Origin of the sequence: Streptomyces spiralis (assembly GCF_014654675.1) — a bacterium.
Classification (GTDB): Bacteria; Actinomycetota; Actinomycetes; order Streptomycetales; family Streptomycetaceae; genus Streptomyces; species Streptomyces spiralis.
On record NZ_BNBC01000024.1, the window covers coordinates 80,326 to 103,035 of the forward strand.

General features: G+C 69.3%; 19 protein-coding genes and 2 pseudogenes. 17 read left to right on the forward strand and 4 right to left on the reverse strand.

Annotation, left to right across the window (positions count from 1 at the left end):
- A partial coding sequence (locus tag IE318_RS24070) for a chitinase (protein WP_189903597.1) occupies positions 1-1,021 on the reverse strand: 1,021 nt, incomplete at its 3' end.
- A gap of 517 nt (positions 1,022-1,538) precedes the next feature.
- On the opposite strand from IE318_RS24070, the pseudogene IE318_RS45170 reads away from it, so the two are divergent.
- Both IE318_RS45170 and IE318_RS24075 read left to right on the forward strand, forming a co-directional pair.
- Positions 1,539-1,743, forward strand: a pseudogene (locus tag IE318_RS45170) (acyltransferase family protein); the annotation flags it as partial.
- Between the two features lie 30 nt (positions 1,744-1,773).
- Positions 1,774-2,469 carry a demethylmenaquinone methyltransferase gene (locus tag IE318_RS24075; RefSeq protein WP_189903599.1) on the forward strand — a complete coding sequence of 232 codons (696 nt, stop codon included), beginning with the start codon at positions 1,774-1,776 and terminating at the stop codon, positions 2,467-2,469.
- Here the strand turns inward: IE318_RS24075 and IE318_RS24080 are convergent.
- Together IE318_RS24080 and IE318_RS24085 are read right to left on the reverse strand one after the other, a co-directional pair.
- Positions 2,456-2,764 (reverse strand): PASTA domain-containing protein, encoded by a 309-nt coding sequence (locus tag IE318_RS24080; protein WP_078917187.1) that lies wholly within the window; start codon positions 2,762-2,764, stop codon positions 2,456-2,458. The genes IE318_RS24075 and IE318_RS24080 overlap by 14 nt on opposite strands.
- Before the next feature lie 119 nt (positions 2,765-2,883).
- A complete protein-coding gene (locus IE318_RS24085) occupies positions 2,884-3,399 on the reverse strand; it encodes a GNAT family N-acetyltransferase (RefSeq protein WP_189903601.1) in 516 nt (171 codons plus the stop codon).
- Positions 3,400-3,496: 97 nt separating this feature from the next.
- Between IE318_RS24085 and IE318_RS24090 the strand changes: the two genes are divergently transcribed.
- Entirely contained in the window at positions 3,497-4,789 is a 1,293-nt protein-coding gene (locus IE318_RS24090; RefSeq protein ID WP_030174322.1) for a geranylgeranyl reductase family protein, read from the forward strand.
- 198 nt (positions 4,790-4,987) lie between these two features.
- Here the strand turns inward: IE318_RS24090 and IE318_RS24095 are convergent, their stop codons facing one another.
- Entirely contained in the window at positions 4,988-5,818 is an 831-nt protein-coding gene (locus tag IE318_RS24095; protein ID WP_189903603.1) for a C40 family peptidase, read from the reverse strand.
- 873 nt (positions 5,819-6,691) lie between these two features.
- Between IE318_RS24095 and IE318_RS24100 the strand changes: the two genes are divergently transcribed.
- The 14 genes and pseudogenes from IE318_RS24100 to nuoN all read left to right on the forward strand — a co-directional run bounded on the left by IE318_RS24100 (position 6,692) and on the right by nuoN (position 22,704).
- Positions 6,692-7,051, forward strand: coding sequence for an NADH-quinone oxidoreductase subunit A (locus tag IE318_RS24100; RefSeq protein ID WP_007383963.1), 360 nt, complete (start codon positions 6,692-6,694; stop codon positions 7,049-7,051).
- Between the two features lie 14 nt (positions 7,052-7,065).
- Positions 7,066-7,620: a NuoB/complex I 20 kDa subunit family protein gene (locus tag IE318_RS24105; RefSeq protein ID WP_189903605.1), complete on the forward strand. Its 555-nt coding sequence runs from the start codon at positions 7,066-7,068 to the stop codon at positions 7,618-7,620.
- Positions 7,617-8,408 carry an NADH-quinone oxidoreductase subunit C gene (locus tag IE318_RS24110; RefSeq protein WP_030174337.1) on the forward strand — a complete coding sequence of 264 codons (792 nt, stop codon included), beginning with the start codon at positions 7,617-7,619 and terminating at the stop codon, positions 8,406-8,408. Before IE318_RS24105 ends, IE318_RS24110 begins: the two co-directional genes overlap by 4 nt.
- Positions 8,405-9,736 (forward strand): NADH-quinone oxidoreductase subunit D, encoded by a 1,332-nt coding sequence (locus IE318_RS24115; protein WP_030174340.1) that lies wholly within the window; start codon positions 8,405-8,407, stop codon positions 9,734-9,736. The genes IE318_RS24110 and IE318_RS24115 overlap by 4 nt, the downstream gene beginning before the upstream one ends.
- Positions 9,733-10,503 (forward strand): annotated as a pseudogene (gene nuoE, locus IE318_RS24120) (NADH-quinone oxidoreductase subunit NuoE); the annotation flags it as partial. The gene IE318_RS24115 and the pseudogene nuoE, both read left to right, overlap by 4 nt.
- Before the next feature lie 8 nt (positions 10,504-10,511).
- Positions 10,512-11,888 carry an NADH-quinone oxidoreductase subunit NuoF gene (gene nuoF, locus IE318_RS24125; RefSeq protein WP_030174343.1) on the forward strand — a complete coding sequence of 459 codons (1,377 nt, stop codon included), beginning with the start codon at positions 10,512-10,514 and terminating at the stop codon, positions 11,886-11,888.
- Positions 11,885-14,389 (forward strand): NADH-quinone oxidoreductase subunit G, encoded by a 2,505-nt coding sequence (locus IE318_RS24130; protein ID WP_189903607.1) that lies wholly within the window; start codon positions 11,885-11,887, stop codon positions 14,387-14,389. The genes nuoF and IE318_RS24130 overlap by 4 nt, the downstream gene beginning before the upstream one ends.
- Positions 14,386-15,750, forward strand: a complete 1,365-nt coding sequence (nuoH, locus tag IE318_RS24135; RefSeq protein WP_030174345.1) for an NADH-quinone oxidoreductase subunit NuoH — start codon at positions 14,386-14,388, stop codon at positions 15,748-15,750. Before IE318_RS24130 ends, nuoH begins: the two co-directional genes overlap by 4 nt.
- Positions 15,743-16,384: an NADH-quinone oxidoreductase subunit NuoI gene (nuoI, locus tag IE318_RS24140; protein ID WP_189903609.1), complete on the forward strand. Its 642-nt coding sequence runs from the start codon at positions 15,743-15,745 to the stop codon at positions 16,382-16,384. Before nuoH ends, nuoI begins: the two co-directional genes overlap by 8 nt.
- Positions 16,381-17,223 (forward strand): NADH-quinone oxidoreductase subunit J, encoded by an 843-nt coding sequence (locus IE318_RS24145; protein ID WP_030174348.1) that lies wholly within the window; start codon positions 16,381-16,383, stop codon positions 17,221-17,223. The genes nuoI and IE318_RS24145 overlap by 4 nt, the downstream gene beginning before the upstream one ends.
- Complete coding sequence (gene nuoK / locus IE318_RS24150; protein ID WP_003974374.1) at positions 17,220-17,519, forward strand: NADH-quinone oxidoreductase subunit NuoK; 300 nt, start codon at positions 17,220-17,222, stop codon at positions 17,517-17,519. Before IE318_RS24145 ends, nuoK begins: the two co-directional genes overlap by 4 nt.
- A 15-nt stretch (positions 17,520-17,534) precedes the next feature.
- Positions 17,535-19,481 (forward strand): NADH-quinone oxidoreductase subunit L, encoded by a 1,947-nt coding sequence (gene nuoL, locus IE318_RS24155; protein ID WP_189903611.1) that lies wholly within the window; start codon positions 17,535-17,537, stop codon positions 19,479-19,481.
- 5 nt (positions 19,482-19,486) lie between these two features.
- Entirely contained in the window at positions 19,487-21,058 is a 1,572-nt protein-coding gene (locus IE318_RS24160) for an NADH-quinone oxidoreductase subunit M (protein ID WP_030174357.1), read from the forward strand.
- Positions 21,055-22,704: an NADH-quinone oxidoreductase subunit NuoN gene (gene nuoN / locus IE318_RS24165; RefSeq protein ID WP_189903613.1), complete on the forward strand. Its 1,650-nt coding sequence runs from the start codon at positions 21,055-21,057 to the stop codon at positions 22,702-22,704. The genes IE318_RS24160 and nuoN overlap by 4 nt, the downstream gene beginning before the upstream one ends.
- Positions 22,705-22,710: the final 6 nt, after the last annotated feature.

Sequence of the window (22,710 nt, forward strand, 5' to 3'; positions counted from 1 at the left end):
CGAAGGCCCGCGCGAACGCCCCCGCGCTCTGGGACACCCCGCTGCAGTCGGTGGCCGCGTCGTCCTGCGACGACTCGCCCTGCCGGCACGGCTGGTCGCGGAAGGTCGACCACATGGAGACCCAGGCGATCTTCTTCTCCTCGGCGAAGGCCCGCACCTGGGCCGCGTCGGAGAGCGTGAAGGTCTCCCCGGCCACGTCGTTGACGCCGACCATCGAGGTGAGCGCCATGCCCTGCCAGGCGACCGCGTCCGACAGGCCGAAGACCTTCTCCAGCTGGGTGTGGGCGGCCTTCGCGGCGGTGATCGCGTACGCGCCCATGTCGCCGGTGTACGACTCGCCGTAGTCCATGGTCATCAGGTTGACAGTGGAGACCTGCACGTCATAGGTGTTCGCGGACTGCAGCAGGGCCAGGCTGTCGGCGTCCAGCCCGGAGGGCATCACGGGCAGCGTGAAGGAGACCCTCAGCTCCGGGCGCTGCCGCTGGAGTTCACGGACCGCCTGCGAGCGCAGGGCGACGGAGGCGGAGTCGGTCAGCTCGTCGCCCTCGATGTCGAAGTCCGCCTGGTCGGCGCCGGCCGCGTCCAGCGCCTGGCCGTACGCCCTCGCCAGTGCCGCCACGCTGCCGCAGGCCGCCGCCAGTTCCTTGCCGGAGGCCCCGCCGAAGGACACGCGGACGGTGGCGCCCGATTTCCTCAGTCCGGCGATCCGGTTTTTCACCGCCGTGTCGCCGATGGCGTAGGTGCCGTTCCACTTCGGTGTGCAGCCGCTTCCGTCGGAGATGACAAAAGCCAGGTTGTATGTCGTCGGTGAGCCCGCGGAATCGGTGACGGCCGCCGTGGTGGCGCTTACGTAGGGGGCGTACGACGTGGTCGACGCCTTATCGGTGGCCCGGGGCGACGCCGCTTTGCCGGCGGCCGGCGCGGCCGCGTCCGACGAGCCGCCCGAGCCCGCCGAGCAGCCCGTGGCCGTCAGGGCGAACAGGCAGGTCAGACCGGCCGTCTTCGTCAGCAGACTCCTCATGGCGCTTGCACCCAGCTCTCGTGATGTCCGTCTTGACGTGCTCGATGTGACGGCTGTCTCAGACCGAAACAAACGGGATTTCGAGCTGGAAATGTCTCACACGAGCCCGGTCATCCGGGCCACGGGAACGGTACTGGTCGAATTTCATGCGAAAGAGACAGGTTGCCGTTCTTTTCATGGGCGGCTCACAAGAATCACGGAGGTAAGGCCACAAAAAGGCTGCCTAATGCGCGGGGAATGCAACACGGGCCTGCCGATCCCGCCATCGAGACCCGCGCCGTCGGGCGGGGGCGCCGTCGCAAACGCGGCACCCGGGCCGCCGAGGGGCCCGTGTTCGTCGACACCTCCGGACGCCGGTCGAAGCTGCCGCGCCGGATCGGTCTTCTCCTCGCTGTCGCGTGTCTGGCGTACGCCGTCGTGCTCGGTGCGGCCTTCATGGGCTGGGGCACCTCGCTCAACCCCTCGCAGCTGCTGCTCTTCGGCAGCGGCGGAAAGGGCCCCGGCGGTCAGATCGGCTCACCTGTGGCACGAGATCGCGCTGGTCCTGGCGGTCCCGCTGATCGACCGGATGTGGGACGTGCCCGCCTTCGGGATGTACCTGCCGCTGGGCAGCCAGTGGTTCCTGTTCGGGGGTCGGCTGCGTGCTGATCGGCGTGTTCGTGCTGCTGCGCGGGTGGGTGGAGGATGTGGCCGGGCGGAAGAAGCCGAGGCTGCTTCCGTGACACCGCACCCCCGCCTGCCACAATGGGCCCGTGACCCGCGCATCCCTGGAGAAGCAGCCGCACGAAGTCGCCTCGATGTTCGACGGCGTGGCGGAACGGTACGACCTGACCAACGACGTGCTGTCCCTGGGACAGGACCGGCGGTGGCGCAGGGAGGTCGCCAGAGCGGTCGACGCCCGGCCGGCGCAGAAGGTCCTCGACCTGGCCGCCGGTACGGCCACCTCCTCGCTGCCCTTCACCCGCGCCGGCGCCTACGTCGTCCCCTGCGACTTCTCTCTCGGGATGCTCCAGGTCGGCAAGCGGCGGCACTCCTGGCTGCCGTTCACGGCCGGCGACGCCACTCGGCTGCCGTTCAAGGACGACAGCTTCGACGCGGTCACCATCTCCTTCGGGCTGCGCAACGTCCAGGACTTCGACGCGGCGCTGCGCGAGATGCACCGGGTGACCCGGCCCGGCGGCCGGGTGGTGATCTGCGAGTTCTCGCACCCCACCTGGGCGCCGTTCCGCACCGTCTACACCGAGTACCTGATGCGCGCCCTGCCGCCCGTGGCGCGCGCGGTGTCCTCCAACCCCGACGCGTACGTCTACCTCGCCGAGTCCATCCGCGCCTGGCCCGACCAGCCCGCGCTGGCCGAGCGGCTGCGCAAGGCGGGCTGGTCGCAGGTGGCCTGGCGCAACCTCAGCGGCGGCATCGTGGCCCTGCACCGGGCTTTCAAAGCGGGGTGACGGCGTACGGCCGGCCCGGTTCGTCCAGTTCCCGCGGTAGACCGCCCGCGGGCGGCCTGGGGACGCGCGGCTCGCGGACGCCTCCGCCGCCCTCGCCCAGGCCGAAGTCGAACCACACGTACACCATGGAGTCCCGCGGCACCTCGGCACCGGGCTGCGGGTACTGGCGTACGACGTAGTCGACGACGGTCAGATGGAAGTCCGGGCGGTCGGGAGCGTTGAGGAACAGGCCCCGCGCCCGGGCGGTCTCGCGCGCGTCCATGGCCATCAGTCCGACCAGGCGCGGAACGCGCACTTCCGGTGTCTTGGGTGTTATGTGCACAGACGTCACCCCCAGCGGTACTGGAAGGGTAACCGGCCAGGGTGCCGCCCGGAAGCGTCAGGTGTCTTTCCGTGACAATCGAATACGCTCCGTCACGATGCGTCGAGGTCGAGCCGGTAGCGGTGGCCTTCGCGTCGCGACACCGGGGCCACGAAGGTCTCCTCGAGGCGCATGCCGAGGCGCCGGGTGACGGCGATGGACCGCGCGTTGCCGGCGTCCACCATGGCCACCACCGTCGGCAGCCCCACCGCGCGCAACCGCTCCAGGGTCGTCCGGGCGGCGGCGGTGACGTATCCCCGGCCCCAGTACTCCCGTCCGAGCCGCCAGCCGATCTCGATCTCTCCCACCGGACCCCAGTCGCCCGGCCACGGCTGGGCGCCGGTGAAACCCATGACCGTGCCGGACTCGTCCAGCATCGTCCAGAAGCAGAAGCCCCGTTCGGCGTCGTGCCGGCGCTGGCGGGCGGTGAGTTCCTCGTAGACGGAAAGCTCGGCCGGCCTGCCGCCGTGGAACTCCATGACGTCCGGGTCGTCGAAGATCCGGTGCCAGGCGACGGCGTCCTCGTCGGTGGGGACGCGCAGCCTTACGACGGGGAGGGCTCGGTTCACTGGGCATCCCTTCGGCCGGGTGATCAATTCTGCTGAATAGACTGCCCATGTCCAGTGCCGGTCGGCACGCAGATTTCGAACTTGGGGAGATCCCGCCGTGACCGTCGTGACTGAGCCCCTCTCCGAGAACACCGCTGATGTGATCGTCGTGGGCGCGGGGCCGGCCGGTTCCACCACCGCCTACCACCTCGCGCGGGCCGGTCTCGATGTACTCCTGCTGGAGAAGACCGAGTTTCCGCGCGAGAAGGTCTGCGGCGACGGTCTCACCCCGCGCGCCGTCAAACAGCTCGTCGCCATGGGCATCGACGTCTCGGAAGAGGCCGGCTGGCTGCGCAACAAGGGCCTGCGGATCATCGGCGGTGGTGTCCGGCTCCAGCTGGACTGGCCGGAACTCGCCTCCTTCCCCGACTACGGACTCGTCCGCAAGCGCGACGACTTCGACGAGCAGCTCGCCCGGCAGGCCCAGAAGGCCGGCGCGCGGCTGTTCGAGCGCTGCAACGTCTCCGGGCCGGTCGTCGACGACCGCACCGGCCGCATCACCGGGGTGAAGGCCAAGCTGGGCGAGGAGAAGCGCGAGGTCACCTTCCACGCGCCGCTCGTCGTCGCCGCCGACGGCAACTCCACCCGGCTGTCCCTGGCGATGGGCCTGCACCGCCGCGAGGACCGCCCGATGGGCGTGGCCGTACGGACGTACTTCACCTCGCCGCGCCACGACGACGACTACCTCGAGTCCTGGCTGGAGCTGTGGGACCGCCGCGGCCCCCAGGACCGTCTCCTGCCCGGCTACGGCTGGATCTTCGGCATGGGCGACGGCACGTCCAACGTGGGCCTCGGCGTGCTCAACACCTCCGCCTCCTTCAAGGAGCTGGACTGGCGCGAGATCCTCAAGGCGTGGTGCGCCTCCATGCCCGAGGACTGGGGCTACACGCCGGAGAACATGACGGGGCCGATCCGCGGTGCCGCGCTGCCCATGGCCTTCAACCGCCAGCCGCACTACACGCGCGGGCTGCTGCTCGTCGGTGACGCCGGCGGCCTGGTGAACCCCTTCAACGGCGAGGGCATCGCCTACGCCATGGAGTCCGGCCAGCTTGCCGCCGACATCATCGTCCAGGCGCACTCCCGCGGCACGGCCGCCGCGCGCGAACTCGCCCTCCAGCGCTACCCGCGCGTCCTGAAGGACACCTACGGCGGCTACTACACGCTGGGCCGGGCCTTCGTGAAGCTCATCGGCAACCCGAAGGTCATGCAGATCGCCGCCCAGCGCGGCCTGACCCACCCGCTGCTGATGAAGTTCACCCTCAAGCTGCTGGCCAACCTCACCGACCCCACGGGCGGCGACGCGATGGACCGCATCATCAACGGCCTGAGCAAGGTGGCGCCGAAGGCGTAGCCACCGCGGGACGCGATGACGGAGAGGCCGGCTCGTTCTGCGAGCCGGCCTCGTCCATGTCCGCCCGGAAGGCGGTCGGGGTCTCTTCGGGGTCTGTTCAGGTCCTCTCCGGGCGAACCGGGCGAACCGGGAAAGCCGGAAGGGCCGCTGCCCCCGAGCGGCTGCGGCCCTTCACCCCGTACGGCTCTGCGTGGTGCCTCAGAGCACCCGGACCGCGCCGGTCGGCGGGTCGTACGACAGAGGCTTCTCCACGATGCCGGTGGACGGGTTCTGCGCGCCGACGAACATACCGTCACCGACGTACACGGCCACGTGGTACGCGCTGCCCGCGCCGCCCCAGTAGAGGATGTCGCCCGGCTGCAGGTTGGACAGCGACACCTGGGTGCCGGCGGTCGACTGGTCCTGCGAGACGCGCGGCAGGCTGATGCCCACCTGCTTGAAGGCGGCCTGGACCAGACCGGAGCAGTCGTAGGCGCTGGGCCCGGTGGCGCCCATGACGTAGGACTTGCCGATCTGCGCCTTGACGAAGGAGATGACGGCGGCGGCCGAACCGGTGGCCGTGGACGTGCTCGTGGAGACGGAGGCGGAGACGCCGGAGCCCGTCGAGGCGGAGAGCGTGGTCCGCGCTGTGCTGCGCGAGGCGCGCTCGGCGGCGGCCTTGCGGGCGGCGGCCTCTTCGGCCTTCTTCTTGGCCTCGGCCTCGGCCTTCTTCTTCGCCTCCGCGAGGTCCGACTTGGCCTGCTTCGCGGCCTTCGCGGCGGCCGCGTCGCGCTCGGCCTGCAGCTGGTAGTTCGCGGCGGCCTGCTGCGTGGCGTCCGCGGACTGGGCGACCTGAGCGGCCAGGTCGGCCGTCAGCGTGGGCAGTTCAAGGGTCTGGGTGACCGGCTCGGCCGCGTTCGCCGACGAGGCGGACGCACCGGCCACTGCCAGCGTGCCGAGGACGCCACCGGCAACTCCGGCCCGCATCGCGATTTTCGACGCGCTACGGCGGGGTTTCCGGTGGCTGCGTATGTGAGCGGTGTGGGACATGGGAACAACCGGTATCAGGGGCTCCTTCATATCTTCAAGAAACGTGTGCTGCGCCACATTTACTCAATCGGTATCCCGAATCCCGGGCGTGTCGCTCTTTATTGACGCCGTAACGGACATTGCGGGCGCACGTGATCATGCCTGTGATCATGGTCTTTCGCTGTTACGCCCGAATTGCCCCGGCGCCTACCACTGGTTGGGATCGTTGGCCAAGCCCGGTTCTCATGCCCTTCTCATGGATGTGGCGGAGGTCACGGAACGGTCACCGGGCCGCCCTGCGTCTGTGCATCAGGCCCACTCGCGGCTGCGAGGGCGTTGTGAGCGATATGCCTGTTTGACTAACTGAAGTCCCTTTCATCACAAGAGTCACGCCAATCTCGCGAGCCTCAAGGGACTCGGATGCCTCTCCCGCGCCTCTCCCGTCGGCGGCCGACCGCTCGTGAAGCGGTGAACGTGTCCACTTCCCGTTCCGCCGTCCCCCCGATGTGTGAAAAGCAGCCCTATATCAAGGTCTTGACGGCCATCGCCACTTTGCGCCGGACGCTGGGCATCTGATAGTGCAGACCCTCTCCCACCTGCAAATACGCGGTAAAATGTAACCACTGGTGATCGCTCAGGTGCTTCGAGTGCGAAGATCACCGCTCATCCGCCTTGATGATCGTTCGTCAGGTGGTGGAGATCACAAAGCTCGAGTAATACCCCGTGTCGCAGATCACAGAGCGTCGGGCATAAGATGCCCTGCAGTTGGGCTTGTGACCTGCTTCACATGTTCTCGATCTTCGCCGGGGCCAGCGGGGGTGGTGGGACAGATGAGACGGATCTGAGTCCAGCGAACCGCCAGCAGTCAGTGCCGACTGAGAGGAGCGAGGAGCGGTGAACGCGTATGCGCCCATCCTCGTACTGGGAGCCCTCGGGGCAGGCTTTGCGATCTTCTCCGTGGTCATGGCCACGCTGATCGGTCCGAAGCGGTACAACCGCGCCAAGCTCGAGGCGTACGAGTGCGGTATCGAGCCGACCCCCACGCCGGCCGGCGGCGGGCGCTTCCCCATCAAGTACTACCTGACGGCGATGCTCTTCATCGTCTTCGACATCGAGATCGTCTTCCTCTACCCCTGGGCGGTCACCTTCGACGCCCTGGGTGTTTTCGGGCTCGTGGAGATGCTGCTCTTCGTGCTCACCGTCTTCGTCGCCTACGCGTACGTATGGCGGCGCGGCGGCCTGGAATGGGACTGAGGGGCCTTACAGACATGGGACTCGAAGAAAAGCTGCCGAGCGGATTCCTGCTGACGACCGTCGAGCAGGCCGCGGGCTGGGTGCGCAAGGCGTCCGTCTTCCCGGCCACTTTCGGCCTCGCCTGCTGCGCGATCGAGATGATGACCACCGGCGCCGGCCGCTACGACCTGGCGCGCTTCGGCATGGAGGTGTTCCGCGGTTCGCCCCGTCAGGCGGACCTGATGATCGTGGCCGGCCGGGTCAGCCAGAAGATGGCGCCGGTCCTCAGGCAGGTCTACGACCAGATGCCCAACCCCAAGTGGGTCATCTCCATGGGCGTCTGCGCCTCCTCGGGCGGCATGTTCAACAACTACGCGATCGTCCAGGGCGTCGACCACGTCGTCCCCGTCGACATCTACCTCCCCGGCTGCCCGCCCCGCCCCGAGATGCTGATGGACGCGATCCTCAAGCTCCACCAGAAGATCCAGTCCAGCAAGCTCGGCGTGAACGCCGAGGAGGCGGCCCGCGAGGCGGAGGAGGCGGCGCTCAAGGCCGTGCCCACGATCGAGATGAAGGGGCTGCTGCGGTGAGCGACGTGAACGGCACCGGCGGTGCGAAGGGCACGGGCGGCGCGAACGGGCTGAACGGGTCCGCGAACGGCGTCAACCCGGAGAAGGCCCTCTCCGCCGAGAACCTGCCCGGCCGGCGCGGCGAGGGCGGCGAGGAGATCCGCGTCCAGCGCGGCATGTTCGGCGCCAACAACGGCGGTGACACCTCCGGCTACGGCGGCCTGGTCCGCTCGGTCCGCCTCCCGGGACCGGCAACCCGGCCCTACGGCGGCTGGTTCGACGAGGTCGCCGACGAACTCGAGGGCGCACTGGAGGAACAGGGACTCCTGCCCGACAACGCCATCGAGAAGACGGTCGTCGACCGGGGCGAGCTCACCTTCCACATCGAGCGCGAGCACCTGCTGCGCGTCGCCCGCACCCTGCGCGACGACCCGGCCCTGCGCTTCGAGCTGTGCACGGGGGTCAGCGGCGTCCACTACCCGCACGACAAGGGCCGCGAGCTGCACGCCGTCTACCACCTGCGCTCGATCACCCACAACCGGCTGATCCGCCTCGAGGTCAGCGCCCCCGACAGCGACCCGCACATCCCGTCGCTGTTCTCGGTCTATCCGACGAACGACTGGCACGAGCGCGAGACCTACGACTTCTTCGGGATCGTCTTCGACGGTCATCCCGCGCTGACCCGGATCATGATGCCGGACGACTGGCAGGGCCACCCGCAGCGCAAGGACTACCCCCTCGGCGGCATCCCCGTCGAGTACAAGGGCGCACAGATCCCGGCTCCGGACCAGCGGAGGTCGTACTCATGAGCACGCACACCCCCTCTTCCGCAGCGGCCCGCGAGACCACGGAAGGCACCGTCTACACGGTCACCGGTGGCGACTGGGACGAGGTCGTCCAGTCCGCGGCCCGCGCCGACGACGAGCGCATCGTCGTCAACATGGGCCCCCAGCACCCGTCCACCCACGGAGTGCTGCGCCTGATCCTGGAGATCGAGGGCGAGACCGTCACCGAGGCCCGCTGCGGCATCGGCTATCTGCACACCGGCATCGAGAAGAACCTCGAGTACCGCACGTGGACGCAGGGCACCACCTTCGTCACGCGCATGGACTACCTGACGTCCTTCTACAACGAGACCGCCTACTGCCTCGCCGTCGAGAAACTCCTCGGCATCGAGGACGAGGTCCCCGACCGGGCCACGATCATCCGGGTGCTCCTGATGGAGCTGAACCGGCTCTCCTCCCACCTGGTGTGCATCGCCACGGGAGGCATGGAGCTCGGCGCCACCACGATCATGATCTACGGGTTCCGCGACCGGGAGATGATCCTCGACATCTACGAGCTGGTCACGGGCCTGCGGATGAACCACGCGTACATCCGGCCCGGCGGACTCGCCCAGGACCTGCCGCCCGGCGCGGTGGACCAGATCCGCGAGTTCGTGAAGAAGATGAAGAAGAACCTCCCGGAGTACGACAAGCTCGCCACCGGGAACCCCATCTTCAAGGCCCGCATGCAGGACGTCGGCTACCTCGACCTGGCCGGCTGCATGGCCCTCGGCGCCACCGGCCCGATCCTGCGCGCCACCGGCCTGCCGCACGACCTGCGCAAGGCCCAGCCGTACTGCGGCTACGAGACGTACGACTTCGACATCCCGACCGCCGACACCTGCGACGCCTACGGCCGCTTCCTGATCCGCCTGGAGGAGATGCGCCAGTCGCTCAGGATCGTCGAGCAGTGCCTGGACCGGCTGCAGCCCGGGCCGGTCATGGTCGCCGACAAGAAGATCGCCTGGCCCGCCCAGCTCGCCCTGGGACCGGACGGACTGGGCAACTCCCTCGACCACATCAAGAAGATCATGGGCACCTCCATGGAGGCCCTGATCCACCACTTCAAGCTGGTCACCGAGGGCTTCCGCGTACCGCCGGGACAGGCGTACGTGGCGGTCGAGTCCCCCAAGGGCGAGCTCGGCGTGCACGCCGTGTCCGACGGCGGCACCCGCCCCTACCGGGTCCACTTCCGCGACCCGTCCTTCACCAACCTGCAGGCCATGGCGGCGATGTGCGAGGGCGGCCAGGTCGCCGACGTCATCGTCGCCGTCGCGTCCATCGACCCCGTGATGGGAGGCGTCGACCGGTGACCACCTCTTCTTCCGAGGGCGTCAGCCTGGGCATGCCGCAGCTGCCCGCGCCCGACTACCCGGACGACGTCCGCGCCCGCCTGGAGACCGACGCGCGCGAGATCATCGCCCGCTACCCCGACTCCCGGTCCGCCCTCCTGCCCCTGCTGCACCTGGTGCAGTCGGAGGAGGGCTACGTCACGCGCACCGGGATGCAGTTCTGCGCGGACGTACTCGGCCTGACCACGGCCGAGGTCACCGCGGTCGCCACCTTCTACACCATGTACCGGCGCAAGCCGTCCGGCGACTACCAGGTGGGCGTCTGCACCAACACGCTGTGCGCGGTGATGGGCGGCGACGCGATCTTCGAGACGCTGCAGGAGCACCTGGGCGTCGGCAACGGCGAGACCACCGACGACGGCAAGGTCACGCTGGAGCACATCGAGTGCAACGCGGCCTGCGACTACGCGCCGGTCGTGATGGTCAACTGGGAGTTCTTCGACAACCAGACCCCGGCGACCGTCAGGCGCCTCGTCGACGACCTCCGCGCGGGACGGCCGGTGTCGCCGACCCGCGGTGCGCCGCTGTGCACCTTCAAGGAGACCGCCCGGATCCTGGCCGGCTTCCCCGACGAGCGGCAGGGAGCCACCGAGGCCGGGGGCAGCGCGGGACCCGCCTCGCTGGTGGGCCTCCGCCTGGCCAGGGGAGAGGCCGCACCCGCGCGCGTGGTCCATCCGCGCAGCCAGGAATCCGGGGACCAGCAGCCCTCCGACCACGCCGCTGAGGAGGGGGAGTGATGACCTTGTCCACTCAACATGGGGGCACCTCCCAGCCGGAGGCCGGGGGAGAGTCCAGCCCGGAGAAGCTGCTCGCACCCGTGCTGTCGGCCTTCTGGGACGAGGACAGGTCCTGGACGCTGGACGTCTACCGAAGGCACGAAGGATACGAGGGACTTCGCAAGGCACTCGCCATGTCGCCGGACGACGTGATCGCGTACGTCAAGGACTCCGGTCTGCGCGGGCGTGGCGGTGCTGGGTTCCCGACAGGGATGAAGTGGCAGTTCATTCCGCAGGGTGATGGAAAGCCGCACTATCTAGTTGTCAACGCCGACGAATCGGAGCCGGGCACCTGCAAGGACATCCCGCTCCTCTTCGCGAACCCGCACAGCCTCATCGAGGGCATGGTGATCGCGTGCTATGCCATCAGGTCGTCGCATGCCTTCATCTATCTGCGTGGTGAAGTCGTCCCCGTGCTGCGGCGGTTGCACTCGGCCGTGCGCGAGGCCTACGCGGCGGGCTACCTCGGCAAGAACATCCTGGGCAGCGGAGTCGACCTCGACATCACCGTGCACGCGGGCGCGGGCGCGTACATCTGCGGTGAGGAAACAGCGCTGCTGGACTCGCTCGAAGGCCGCCGTGGGCAACCGCGGCTCCGTCCCCCCTTCCCTGCTGTCGCGGGCCTCTACGCGTGCCCGACTGTGGTGAACAACGTCGAGTCGATCGCGTCGGTTCCCGCCATCCTGCAAAACGGCAAGGAATGGTTCAGGTCGATGGGCAGCGAGAAGTCCCCGGGCTTCACGCTGTACTCGCTCAGCGGCCACGTCGCCGGCCCCGGCCAGTACGAGGCGCCGCTCGGCATCACGCTGCGCCAGCTCCTCGACATGAGCGGCGGCATGCGCCCCGGGCACCGGCTGAAGTTCTGGACCCCGGGCGGCTCCTCGACGCCGATGTTCACCGACGAGCACCTCGACGTCCCCCTCGACTACGAGGGTGTCGGCGCCGCCGGTTCCATGCTCGGCACCAAGGCCCTGCAGTGCTTCGACGAGACGACGTGCGTGGTGCGGGCCGTGACCCGCTGGACCGAGTTCTACGCCCACGAGTCCTGCGGCAAGTGCACGCCCTGCCGCGAAGGGACGTACTGGCTCGTGCAGTTGCTGCGGGACATCGAGGCCGGCAAGGGCGTCATGGCCGACCTCGACAAGCTGAACGACATCGCCGACAACATCAACGGCAAGTCCTTCTGCGCCCTCGGCGACGGTGCGGCCTCGCCGATCTTCTCCTCCCTGAAGTACTTCCGCGAGGAGTACGAGGAGCACATCACGGGCCGCGGCTGCCCCTTCGACCCGGCCAAGTCGACGGCCTGGGCGGACCAGCACACGGAGGTGCTCGCATGACCGTGACCACCAACGCCCCCTCCTCGGGCGGTGAGGCGGCACTCCCGCCGGAAGATCTCGTGACGCTGACGATCGACGGCATCGAGATCAGCGTGCCCAAGGGCACCCTGGTCATCCGGGCCGCCGAGCAGCTCGGCATCGAGATCCCCCGGTTCTGCGACCACCCCCTGCTCGCCCCGGCCGGTGCCTGCCGCCAGTGCATCGTCGAGGTCGAGGGCCAGCGCAAGCCCATGGCGTCCTGCACCATCACCTGCACGGACGGCATGGTGGTCAAGACCCAGCTGACCTCGCCGGTCGCGGAGAAGGCCCAGAAGGGTGTGATGGAGCTGCTGCTCATCAACCACCCGCTGGACTGCCCGGTCTGCGACAAGGGCGGCGAGTGCCCGCTGCAGAACCAGGCCATGTCGCACGGCAACGCCGAGTCCCGCTTCGAGGGGAAGAAGCGGACGTTCCAGAAGCCCGTGCCGATCTCCACGCAGGTGCTCCTGGACCGCGAGCGGTGCGTGCTGTGCGCGCGCTGCACCCGGTTCTCCAACCAGGTCGCCGGCGACCCGATGATCGAGCTGCTCGAGCGGGGCGCGCTGCAGCAGGTCGGCACCGGCGAGGGCGACCCGTTCGAGTCGTACTTCTCCGGCAACACCATCCAGATCTGCCCGGTCGGCGCGCTGACCTCGGCGGCCTACCGGTTCCGCTCCCGCCCCTTCGACCTGGTGTCGTCGCCGTCGGTCTGCGAGCACTGCGCGGGCGGCTGCGCCACCCGCACCGACCACCGGCGCGGCAAGGTCATGCGGCGGCTCGCCGCCAACGACCCCGAGGTCAACGAGGAGTGGATCTGCGACAAGGGCAGGTTCGCCTTCCGGTACGCGCAGCAGAAGGACCGGCTGACGACGCCGCTGGTGCGCAACCCCGAGGGCGAGCTCGTCCCGGCGTCCTGGCCGGAGGCGCTGGAGATCGCCGCCCAGGGCCTGCTCGCCTCGCGCGGCCGGACCGGCGTCCTCACCGGCGGCCGGCTCACCGTCGAGGACGCCTACGCGTACAGCAAGTTCGCGCGCGTGGCGCTGGACACCAACGACATCGACTTCCGCGCGCGCGTGCACAGCAGCGAGGAGGCCGACTTCCTGGCCGCCCGGGTCGCCGGACGCGGACGGGACGTCGACGGTACGGGCGTCACGTACACCTCCCTGGAGAAGGCACCCGCCGTCCTGCTCGTCGGCTTCGAGTCCGAGGAGGAGGCGCCCGGAGTCTTCCTGAGGCTGCGCAAGGCCTGGCGAGGGCACGGGCAGAAGGTGTTCGCCCTGGCCACCCACGCCACCCGGGGCCTTCAGAAGGCGGGCGGCACGCTGCTGCCGGCCGCGCCGGGCACCGAGACCGAGTGGCTGGACGCGCTGGCGAGCGGTGTCGGCCTGGAGGAGGACGGCACACAGGCCGCGCAGGCGCTGCGCGCCGAAGGCGCCGTGATCGTCGTCGGGGAGCGGCTGGCCTCGGTGGCGGGCGGACTCACCGCCGCCGTACGGGCCGCGTCCGCGACCGGCGCCCAGCTGGTGTGGATGCCGCGCCGGGCGGGCGAGCGCGGTGCGATCGAGGCGGGTGCGCTGCCGTCGCTGCTGCCGGGCGGACGCCCGGCGACCGACCCGCGCGCGCGGGAGGAGGTCGCCGCCGTGTGGGGCGTCGCCGACCTCCCGCACCGCTACGGCCGTGACACCGCCCAGATCGTCCAGGCCGCGGCCGACGGTCAGCTGCAGGCACTGGTCGTCGCCGGTGTGGAGGTCGCCGACCTGCCCGACCCGGCACGCGCGCGTGCCGCCCTGACGGAGGTCGGTTTCCTGGTGTCGCTGGAGCTGCGGCCCAGCGAGGTCACCGAGCACGCGGACGTGGTCCTGCCCGTGGCGGCCGTCGCGGAGAAGTCCGGCAGCTTCCTCAACTGGGAGGGCCGGGTGCGCTTCTTCGAGGCCGCGCTCAAGCCCGACCAGATGACCCGCCGCCTGGCGCCCAGCGACCTGCGGGTGCTGCAGATGCTGGCCGACGCCATGGACGTCCATCTGGGGCTGCCGGACCTGCGGACCGCGCACGCCGAGCTGGACCGGCTCGGCGCCTGGACCGGACCGCGAGCCACCGACCCGCTGGAGAGCGCGGGCGTGCTGCCCAGGCCGGCCGCCGGGGAGGCAGTGCTCGCCGGGCACCGGCTGCTGCTCGACCACGGCGTCCTCCAGGAGGGCGACGAGGCGCTCGCCGGGACCCGGCACGCGGCACGCGCGCGCGTGTCGGCCGCCACGGCCGCCGAGGCGGGCGTCGCCGACGGCGACCCGTTCGCCGTGACCGGCCCCTCCGGGACGGTCGAACTCCCGCTGGAGATCACCGAGATGCCCGACCGGGTGGTGTGGCTCCCGCTGAACTCCGTGGGCGGGGGCGTCGCCTCCGACACCGGGGCCCAGCCCGGCTCCCTCGTCCGCATCGGCCCGGCGACCCGCGCGACCGAGGCCCCCAAGGAGGTGGAGGCATGAGCCCGTACCTCGCCGCAGAGAACCTCTCTATGTTCGGCACCGACCCCTGGTGGCTGGTCGTCGTCAAGGCGGTGTTCTGCTTCGCGTTCCTGATGGTGACCGTGCTGTTCTCGATCGTCTGGGAGCGCAAGGTCGTCGCCTGGATGCAGCTGCGCATCGGCCCGAACCGGCACGGCCCCTGGGGACTGCTCCAGTCGCTCGCCGACGGCATCAAGCTGATGCTCAAGGAGGACGTCGTCGTCAAGCGCGCGGACAAGGTGGTCTACGTCCTCGCGCCGATCGTCGCGGCCATCCCGGCCTTCATGGCGATCGCGGTGATCCCCTTCGGCCCGGCGGACAACGAGGTCTCGATCTTCGGTCACCGCACGGCCATGCAGCTGACCGACCTGCCGATCGCGGTGCTCTACCTCCTCGCGGTCGCCTCGGTCGGCATCTACGGCATCGTGCTGGCGGGCTGGAGCTCCGGATCGACGTATCCGCTGCTCGGCGGCCTGCGTTCGTGCGCGCAGATGATCTCCTACGAGATCGCCATGGGCGCCGCGTTCGCCTCGGTGTTCCTGTACTCGGGATCGATGTCGACGTCGACGATCGTCGCGCAGCAGCACGACCGCTGGTACATCCTGCTGCTGCCGGTCTCCTTCATCCTCTACATCGTCACCATGGTCGGCGAGACCAACCGCGCCCCCTTCGACATGCCGGAGTCCGAGGGCGACCTGGTGGGCGGGTTCAACACCGAGTACTCGTCGATCAAGTTCGCGATGTTCATGCTCGCCGAGTACGTGAACATGGTGACGGTCTCGGCCGTGTCGACCACGCTCTTCCTCGGCGGCTGGCGGGCCCCCTGGCCGATCAGCACCTTCTGGGCGGGCGCCAACCACGGCTGGTGGCCGCTGCTCTGGTTCGTGATCAAGGTGCAGCTGCTGCTGTTCTTCTTCATCTGGCTGCGCGGCACCCTTCCCCGGGTCCGCTACGACCAGCTGATGAAGCTCGGCTGGAAGGTCCTGATCCCGGTCTCCGTGACCTGGCTGATGCTCGTCGCGGCCGTGCGGACCCTCAGGAACGAGAACTACGACTTCGCCGACATCGCCCTGTACGTCGGTGGCGCCGTCCTGGCCCTGCTGGTGCTGTCCTTCGTCGCCGACATGTTCCGCGAGAAGGCGAAGACGGCCGAGCAGCCGGCGGCCGAGCCGGCCGGGTTCGACCCGATGGCCGGCGGGTTCCCCGTACCGCCGCTGCCGGGTCAGGAGCTGCCGGCGGTGCCGCGGCGCCGTTCCCGCCGCGAGGGCGAGTTGATTGTCAGTGGCGGATCGGATACTGCCAGTGACGGATCTCTGGATGGAAAGGAGGCGTCCGATGGCTGAGGAGCCCAAGGAGACCAAGCCCGGTTTCCTGAACCCCGTGGCCGGCTTCGGCGTGACCTTCAAGGCCATGTTCAAGAAGCGGCTGACCGAGCAGTACCCGGAGCAGAAGAAGACCACGGCTCCGCGCTTCCACGGACGGCACCAGCTCAACCGCCATCCGGACGGCCTGGAGAAGTGCGTCGGCTGCGAGCTGTGCGCCTGGGCCTGCCCCGCCGACGCCATCTATGTGGAGGGCGCCGACAACACCGACGAGGAGCGCTACTCGCCGGGCGAGCGGTACGGCCGCGTCTACCAGATCAACTACGCCCGCTGCATCCTGTGCGGCCTGTGCATCGAGGCGTGCCCCACGCGCGCGCTGACGATGACCAACGAGTTCGAACTGGCCGACTCCAGCCGTGCGAACCTCATCTACACCAAGGAACAGCTGCTCGCCGGCCTCGAAGAGGGCATGGTCGACTCACCGCACGCCATCTACCCGGGCACCGACGAACAGGACTACTACCGGGGCCTGGTGACGGAGGCCGCGCCCGGCACGGTGCGCCAGGTCGCCGTCTCCAAGGGCGAGGGCCCGCAGGAGGCGGCCACGACCTTCGGCGAGGACGAGCCGGCCTCGGAGAAGGTGATCGGCCGATGACCGCACAGCTCGCCGCCTACACCACCTCCACCGGTGAGGCCTTCCAGTTCTGGGTTCTCGGCACCGTCGCGGTGATCGGGGCCCTGTGCACCGTCTTCATGAAGAAGGCCGTGCACAGCGCCCTGTGCCTGGCCGGCACCATGATCGTCCTGGCGGTGTTCTACCTCGCCAACGGCGCCTACTTCCTCGGCATCGTGCAGATCGTCGTCTACACCGGCGCGATCATGATGCTGTTCCTGTTCGTGGTGATGCTCGTCGGTGTGACCGCCGCGGACTCCCTGAAGGAGACCATCAAGGGCCAGCGCTGGCTGGCCCTGTTGTGTGGGGTCGGCTTCGGCGTCCTGCTCATCGCGGGCATCGCCAACGCCTCCCTGAAGGACTTCGCCGGCACCGGCAAGGCGAACGCGAACGGCAACGTGGAGGGCCTGGCATCCCTCATCTTCACCAAGTACGTCTTCGCCTTCGAACTCACCGGCGCCCTGCTCATCACGGCCGCCGTCGGCGCCATGGTCCTCACCCACCGGGAGCGCGTGGAGCGCGCCAGGACCCAGCGCGAGCTGTCGGAGCAGCGTGTGCGCGAGGGGAAGTACGTACCGCCGCTGCCGGCCCCCGGCGTCTACGCCCGGCACAACGCGGTGGACATCGCGGGTCTGCTGCCCGACGGCACCCCGTCCGAGCTCACGGTGAGCAAGACCCTGCGCGAGCGCGGTCAGATCCGTGACGTCTCCGCCGAGGCGCTGAACGACCTCAAGGCCCTGGAGCAGCGCGCCGAGGAACGCCTGGAGCGCACCGAGATCCAGCCGTCGGCCTTCAAGCGGACCGAGGAGGCGTCGAAGTGAATCCCGTCAACTACCTCTATCTCGCCGCCCTGTTGTTCACGATCGGCGCCACCGGCGTCCTCATCCGACGCAACGCCATCGTGGTCTTCATGTGCATCGAGCTGATGCTGAACGCCTGCAACCTCGCGTTCGTCGCCTTCTCCCGGATGCACGGCAACCTCGACGGCCAGATCATCGCCTTCTTCACGATGGTCGTCGCCGCAGCGGAGGTCGTGGTCGGGCTCGCGATCATCGTGTCGCTGTTCCGATCCCGCCACTCGGCCTCGGTCGACGACGCCAGCCTGATGAAGCTGTAAGGGGTCGGAAGAATCGTGGACAACCTGATTGCGCTGCTGATCGCGGCGCCCCTGCTCGGAGCGGCCGTCCTCCTGGTCGGCGGCCGGCGGCTCGACGCCGTCGGCCACTGGCTCGGCACCCTGCTCGCGGCCGTCTCCTTCGTGATCGGCCTGGTCCTCTTCGCCGACCTGCTCGGCAAGGACGCCGGACAGCGGACGATGATCCAGCACCTGTTCAGCTGGATCCCGGTGGCCGGCTTCCAGGCCGACGTCACCTTCCGGCTCGACCAGCTGTCGATGACGTTCGTGCTGCTGATCACCGGCGTCGGCTCACTGATCCACCTGTACTCGGTCGGGTACATGGAGCACGACGAGCGGCGCCGCCGCTTCTTCGGCTATCTCAACCTGTTCCTCGCGGCGATGCTGCTGCTCGTCCTCGCCGACAACTACCTGCTGCTGTACGTCGGCTGGGAGGGCGTCGGTCTCGCCTCCTACCTGCTGATCGGCTTCTGGCAGCACAAGCCCAGTGCGGCCACCGCCGCGAAGAAGGCCTTCCTGGTCAACCGCGTCGGCGACATGGGTCTGTCGATCGCGATCATGCTGATGTTCACGACGTTCGGGACCTTCGCCTTCGGCCCGGTCCTCAGCCATGCGGGGGACACCGGCGAGGGCAAGCTCACCGCGATCGGCCTGATGCTGCTGCTCGCCGCGTGCGGCAAGTCCGCCCAGGTGCCGCTGCAGTCCTGGCTCGGGGACGCGATGGAGGGCCCGACCCCGGTCTCCGCCCTCATCCACGCCGCCACGATGGTGACCGCGGGCGTCTACCTCATCGTCCGCTCCGGCGCGATCTTCAACGCCGCGCCCGACGCGCAGCTCGCCGTCACCGTGGTCGGCGCGGTCACGCTGCTGTTCGGTGCGATCGTCGGTTGCGCGAAGGACGACATCAAGAAGGCGCTGGCCGGCTCGACCATGTCGCAGATCGGCTACATGGTGCTGGCCGCGGGACTCGGCCCCATCGGCTACGTCTTCGCGATCATGCACCTGGTGACGCACGGCTTCTTCAAGGCCGGGCTCTTCCTCGGCGCAGGTTCCGTCATGCACGGCATGAACGACGAGGTCGACATGCGCAGGTACGGCGGCCTCAGGAAGTACATGCCGGTCACGTTCATCACCTTCGGCCTCGGCTACCTCGCCATCATCGGCTTCCCCGGGCTGTCCGGCTTCTTCTCCAAGGACAAGATCATCGAGGCGGCCTTCGCCAAGGGCGGCACCGAGGGCTGGATCCTCGGCGGCGCGGCCCTGCTGGGCGCGGCCATCACGGCGTACTACATGACGCGGGTGATGCTGATGACGTTCTTCGGCGAGGAGCGCTGGCGCAACCAGCCGACCGCCTCCCCGGCCGAACCCAGCGTGGAGCCGGCGGCCGAGGAGCGCGGCGAGCACGCTGAGCCGCACCCGCACGAGTCGCCGAAGGTCATGACGATCCCCATGATCGTGCTGGCCGTCGGGTCCGTCTTCGGCGGCGCGTTCTTCAGCATCGGCGACCGCTTCCTGCACTGGCTGGAGCCGGTCACCGGGCACAGTGAGGGCAACTCGCCGGTCAGCGCCATGACGGTCACCGGCGCGACCATGGTGTGCCTGGTCGTCGGCGTCGCGATCGCCTACGCCCAGTACGGCCGCAAGCCGGTCCCGGCCGTCGCCCCGCGCGGGTCGCTGCTCACCCGGGCGGCCCGGCGCGACCTGCTCCAGGACGACTTCAACCACGTCGTCCTGGTCCGCGGCGGCGAGCACCTCACCCGCTCCCTGGTGTACGTCGACCACACCCTGGTCGACGGCGTCGTCAACGGCACGGCGGCCTCGATGGGCGGCCTGTCCGGACGGATGCGCCGGCTGCAGAACGGCTTCGCGCGCTCCTACGCGGTCTCGATGTTCGGCGGTGCGGCGCTCCTGGTCGCCGCGACCCTGCTGATGAGGGCGGTCTGATACCGATGTCCTTTCCTCTGCTGACAGCGACGGCGGTGCTCCCGGCCCTCGGGGCGGTGGCCACGGCCGCCGTGCCGGCCGCCCGGCGCACCGCCGCCAAGTGGCTGGCGCTCATCGCCTCGCTCGCCACCCTCGCCCTGGCCATCGCCGTCGTGGTGCGCTTCGACCCGGACGGCGCCCGCTACCAGCTCACCGAGTCCCACGCCTGGATCTCGGCCTTCGGGGTCCGATACGAACTGGGTGTGGACGGCATCGGCGTGGCGCTGGTCGCGCTGACCGCCCTGCTGATCCCGTTCGTGATCCTCGCGGGCTGGCACGACGCCGACCCGCTGGAGACCGGCAGCCGCCGCTGGCGGCCGACGCAGGGCTTCTTCGCCCTGATCCTGGCCGTCGAGGCGATGGTGATCATCTCCTTTGAGGCCACGGACGTCTTCCTCTTCTATATCTTCTTCGAAGCCATGCTGATCCCGCTGTACTTCCTCATCGGCGGCTTCGGGGACCGTGCCCACGAGCACGGTGAGGAGACGGCCTCCACGCAGCGGTCGTACGCGGCGGTCAAGTTCCTCCTGTACAACCTGGCCGGCGGTCTGATCATGCTGGCCGCGGTGATCGGCCTGTACGTGGTCGCGGGGAACTTCTCGCTCACCGAGATCGCGCAGGCCCGCGCCAACGGCTCCCTGCACATGGCGACCAGCACCGAACGCTGGCTGTTCCTCGGCTTCTTCTTCGCCTTCGCGGTGAAGGCGCCGCTCTGGCCGCTGCACACCTGGCTGCCCAACGCCATGGGGGAGGCCACCGCCCCGGTCGCCGTCCTCATCACGGCGGTCGTGGACAAGGTGGGCACCTTCGCGATGCTCCGCTTCTGCCTCCAGCTGTTCCCGGAGGCCAGCAAGTGGGCCACGCCCGTCATCCTCGTCCTGGCCCTGATCAGCATCCTGTACGGGGCGCTGCTCGCGGTGGGCCAGCGGGACATCAAGCGTCTGGTGGCCTACGCGTCGATCTCGCACTTCGGCTTCATCATCATGGGCATCTTCGCGATGACCAGCCAGGGCCAGTCCGGCGCGACGCTCTACATGGTCAACCACGGCATCTCGACGGCCGCGCTCCTGCTGGTCGCCGGGTTCCTGATCTCCCGGCGCGGCTCGCGGCTCATCGCCGACTACGGCGGCGTCCAGAAGGTGGCGCCGGTGCTCGCCGGAACCTTCCTGATCGGCGGTCTGGCGACGCTCTCGCTACCGGGGCTCGCGCCCTTCGTCAGTGAGTTCCTGGTCCTGGTCGGCACGTTCACGCGGCACCCGGCGATCGGCATCATCGCCACCTTCGGCATCGTGCTCGCCGCCCTGTACACCCTCGTCCTCTACCAGCGGACGATGACCGGCCCGGTGAAGCCGGAGGTCTCGGCGATGCCCGACCTGCGGGTCCGGGAGCTGGTGGTGGTGGCCCCGCTGATCGTGTTGCTGATCTTCCTGGGGGTCTATCCGAAGCCCGTGGCGGACATCGTCAACCCGGCGGTTAAGCAGACCATGTCCGACGTACACCAGACCGACCCCAAGCCCGAGGTGGAGGCGGCCAAGTGAGTGCAACAGCCGTCCACAGCCTGTGGACAACGGCAGCCGACCCGATCTCGAAGATCCAGGCGCCGAAGATCGAATACGGGCAGTTGTCGCCCACCCTGATCGTCGTGGGCGCGGCGATCGTCGGGGTGCTCATCGAGGCGTTCATCCCGCGCAGGTCCCGTTACTACGCCCAGGTGTTCGTGTCCGTCGTCGCGCTCGCCGCCGCGTTCGCCGCGGTCGTCGCGCTCGCGGCGGACGGCTACGGCACCACCAAGGCGCACATCGCGGCGATGGGCGCCATCGCCGTCGACGGCCCCTCGCTCTTCCTCCAGGGGACGATCCTGCTGGCCGCCCTGGTCGGCCTGTTCACCTTCGCCGAGCGGCGTCTGGACCCGCAGGCGCACGGAAACCGCATCGACTCCTTCGCCGCGCAGGCCTCGGCGGTGCCGGGCAGCGACAGCGAGAAGGCCGCGGTGAAGGCCGGTTTCACCACCACCGAGGTCTTCCCGCTGCTGCTCTTCGCGGTCGCCGGCATGCTGGTGTTTCCCTCGGCCAACGACCTGCTGACGCTGTTCGTGGCCCTGGAGGTCTTCTCCCTGCCGCTGTACCTGCTGTGCGCGCTGGCCCGCCGCAAGCGGCTGATGTCGCAGGAGGCCGCGGTCAAGTACTTCCTGCTCGGCGCGTTCGCCTCGGCGTTCACCCTCTTCGGCATCGCCCTGCTCTACGGGTACGCGGGCTCCGTGTCGTACGCCACGATCGCGCGGGTCGTCGAGGGCAACGTGCCCAACGTCGACCCGGCGCTGGCCAACACCATGGGCAACGACGCGCTGCTGCTGATCGGTGTCGCGATGGTCGTGATGGGCCTGCTGTTCAAGGTGGGCGCGGTCCCGTTCCACATGTGGACGCCCGACGTCTACCAGGGCGCCCCGACCCCGGTCACCGGGTTCATGGCGGCGGCGACCAAGGTGGCGGCGTTCGGCGCGCTGCTGCGGCTGCTGTACGTCGTGCTGCCGGGCATGCGCTGGGACTGGCGGCCGGTCATGTGGGGCGTGGCGATCGTCACCATGCTGGGCGGTGCGATCGTCGCGATCACGCAGACCGACATCAAGCGACTGCTGGCGTACTCGTCGATCGCCCACGCGGGCTTCATCCTCGCGGGTGTCATCGCCACCTCGAAGGACGGCGTGTCCTCCGTGCTGTTCTACCTGGCCGCGTACTCCTTCGTGACGATCGGCGCGTTCGCCGTGGTGACGCTGGTGCGCGACGCGGGCGGCGAGGCGACGCACCTGTCGAAGTGGGCCGGTCTCGGCCGGCGCTCGCCGCTGGTGGCGGCCGTGTTCGCGGTGTTCCTGCTGGCCTTCGCGGGCATCCCGCTGACCTCCGGTTTCGCCGGGAAGTTCGCCGTGTTCAAGGCGGCGGCGGAGGGCGGCGCGGTGCCGCTGGTCGTGATCGGTGTGATCTCGTCCGCGATCGCCGCCTTCTTCTACATCCGGGTGATCGTGCTGATGTTCTTCAGCGAGCCGCGGCCGGAGGGCCCGACGGTGGCCGTGCCGTCGCCGCTGACGATGACCGCGATCGGTGTGGGTGTGGCGGTCACGGTGGTCCTGGGCGTGGCCCCGCAGTACTTCCTGGACCTGGCGAACCAGGCAGGGGTGTTCGTGCGCTGAGGCACC

What these genes read in the sequence shown, in the direction of transcription:
- IE318_RS24105 (WP_189903605.1), top strand. Translation starts at nt 7,066, where the DNA reads ATGGGACTCGAAGAAAAGCTGCCGAGCGGATTCCTGCTGACGACCGTC.
- IE318_RS24130 (WP_189903607.1), top strand. Translation starts at nt 11,885, where the DNA reads ATGACCGTGACCACCAACGCCCCCTCCTCGGGCGGTGAGGCGGCACTC.
- IE318_RS24160 (WP_030174357.1), top strand. Translation starts at nt 19,487, where the DNA reads ATGTCCTTTCCTCTGCTGACAGCGACGGCGGTGCTCCCGGCCCTCGGG.
- nuoI (WP_189903609.1), top strand. Translation starts at nt 15,743, where the DNA reads ATGGCTGAGGAGCCCAAGGAGACCAAGCCCGGTTTCCTGAACCCCGTG.
- IE318_RS24115 (WP_030174340.1), top strand. Translation starts at nt 8,405, where the DNA reads ATGAGCACGCACACCCCCTCTTCCGCAGCGGCCCGCGAGACCACGGAA.
- IE318_RS24095 (WP_189903603.1), bottom strand. Translation starts at nt 5,818, where the DNA reads ATGTCCCACACCGCTCACATACGCAGCCACCGGAAACCCCGCCGTAGC.
- nuoF (WP_030174343.1), top strand. Translation starts at nt 10,512, where the DNA reads ATGACCTTGTCCACTCAACATGGGGGCACCTCCCAGCCGGAGGCCGGG.
- nuoH (WP_030174345.1), top strand. Translation starts at nt 14,386, where the DNA reads ATGAGCCCGTACCTCGCCGCAGAGAACCTCTCTATGTTCGGCACCGAC.
- IE318_RS24145 (WP_030174348.1), top strand. Translation starts at nt 16,381, where the DNA reads ATGACCGCACAGCTCGCCGCCTACACCACCTCCACCGGTGAGGCCTTC.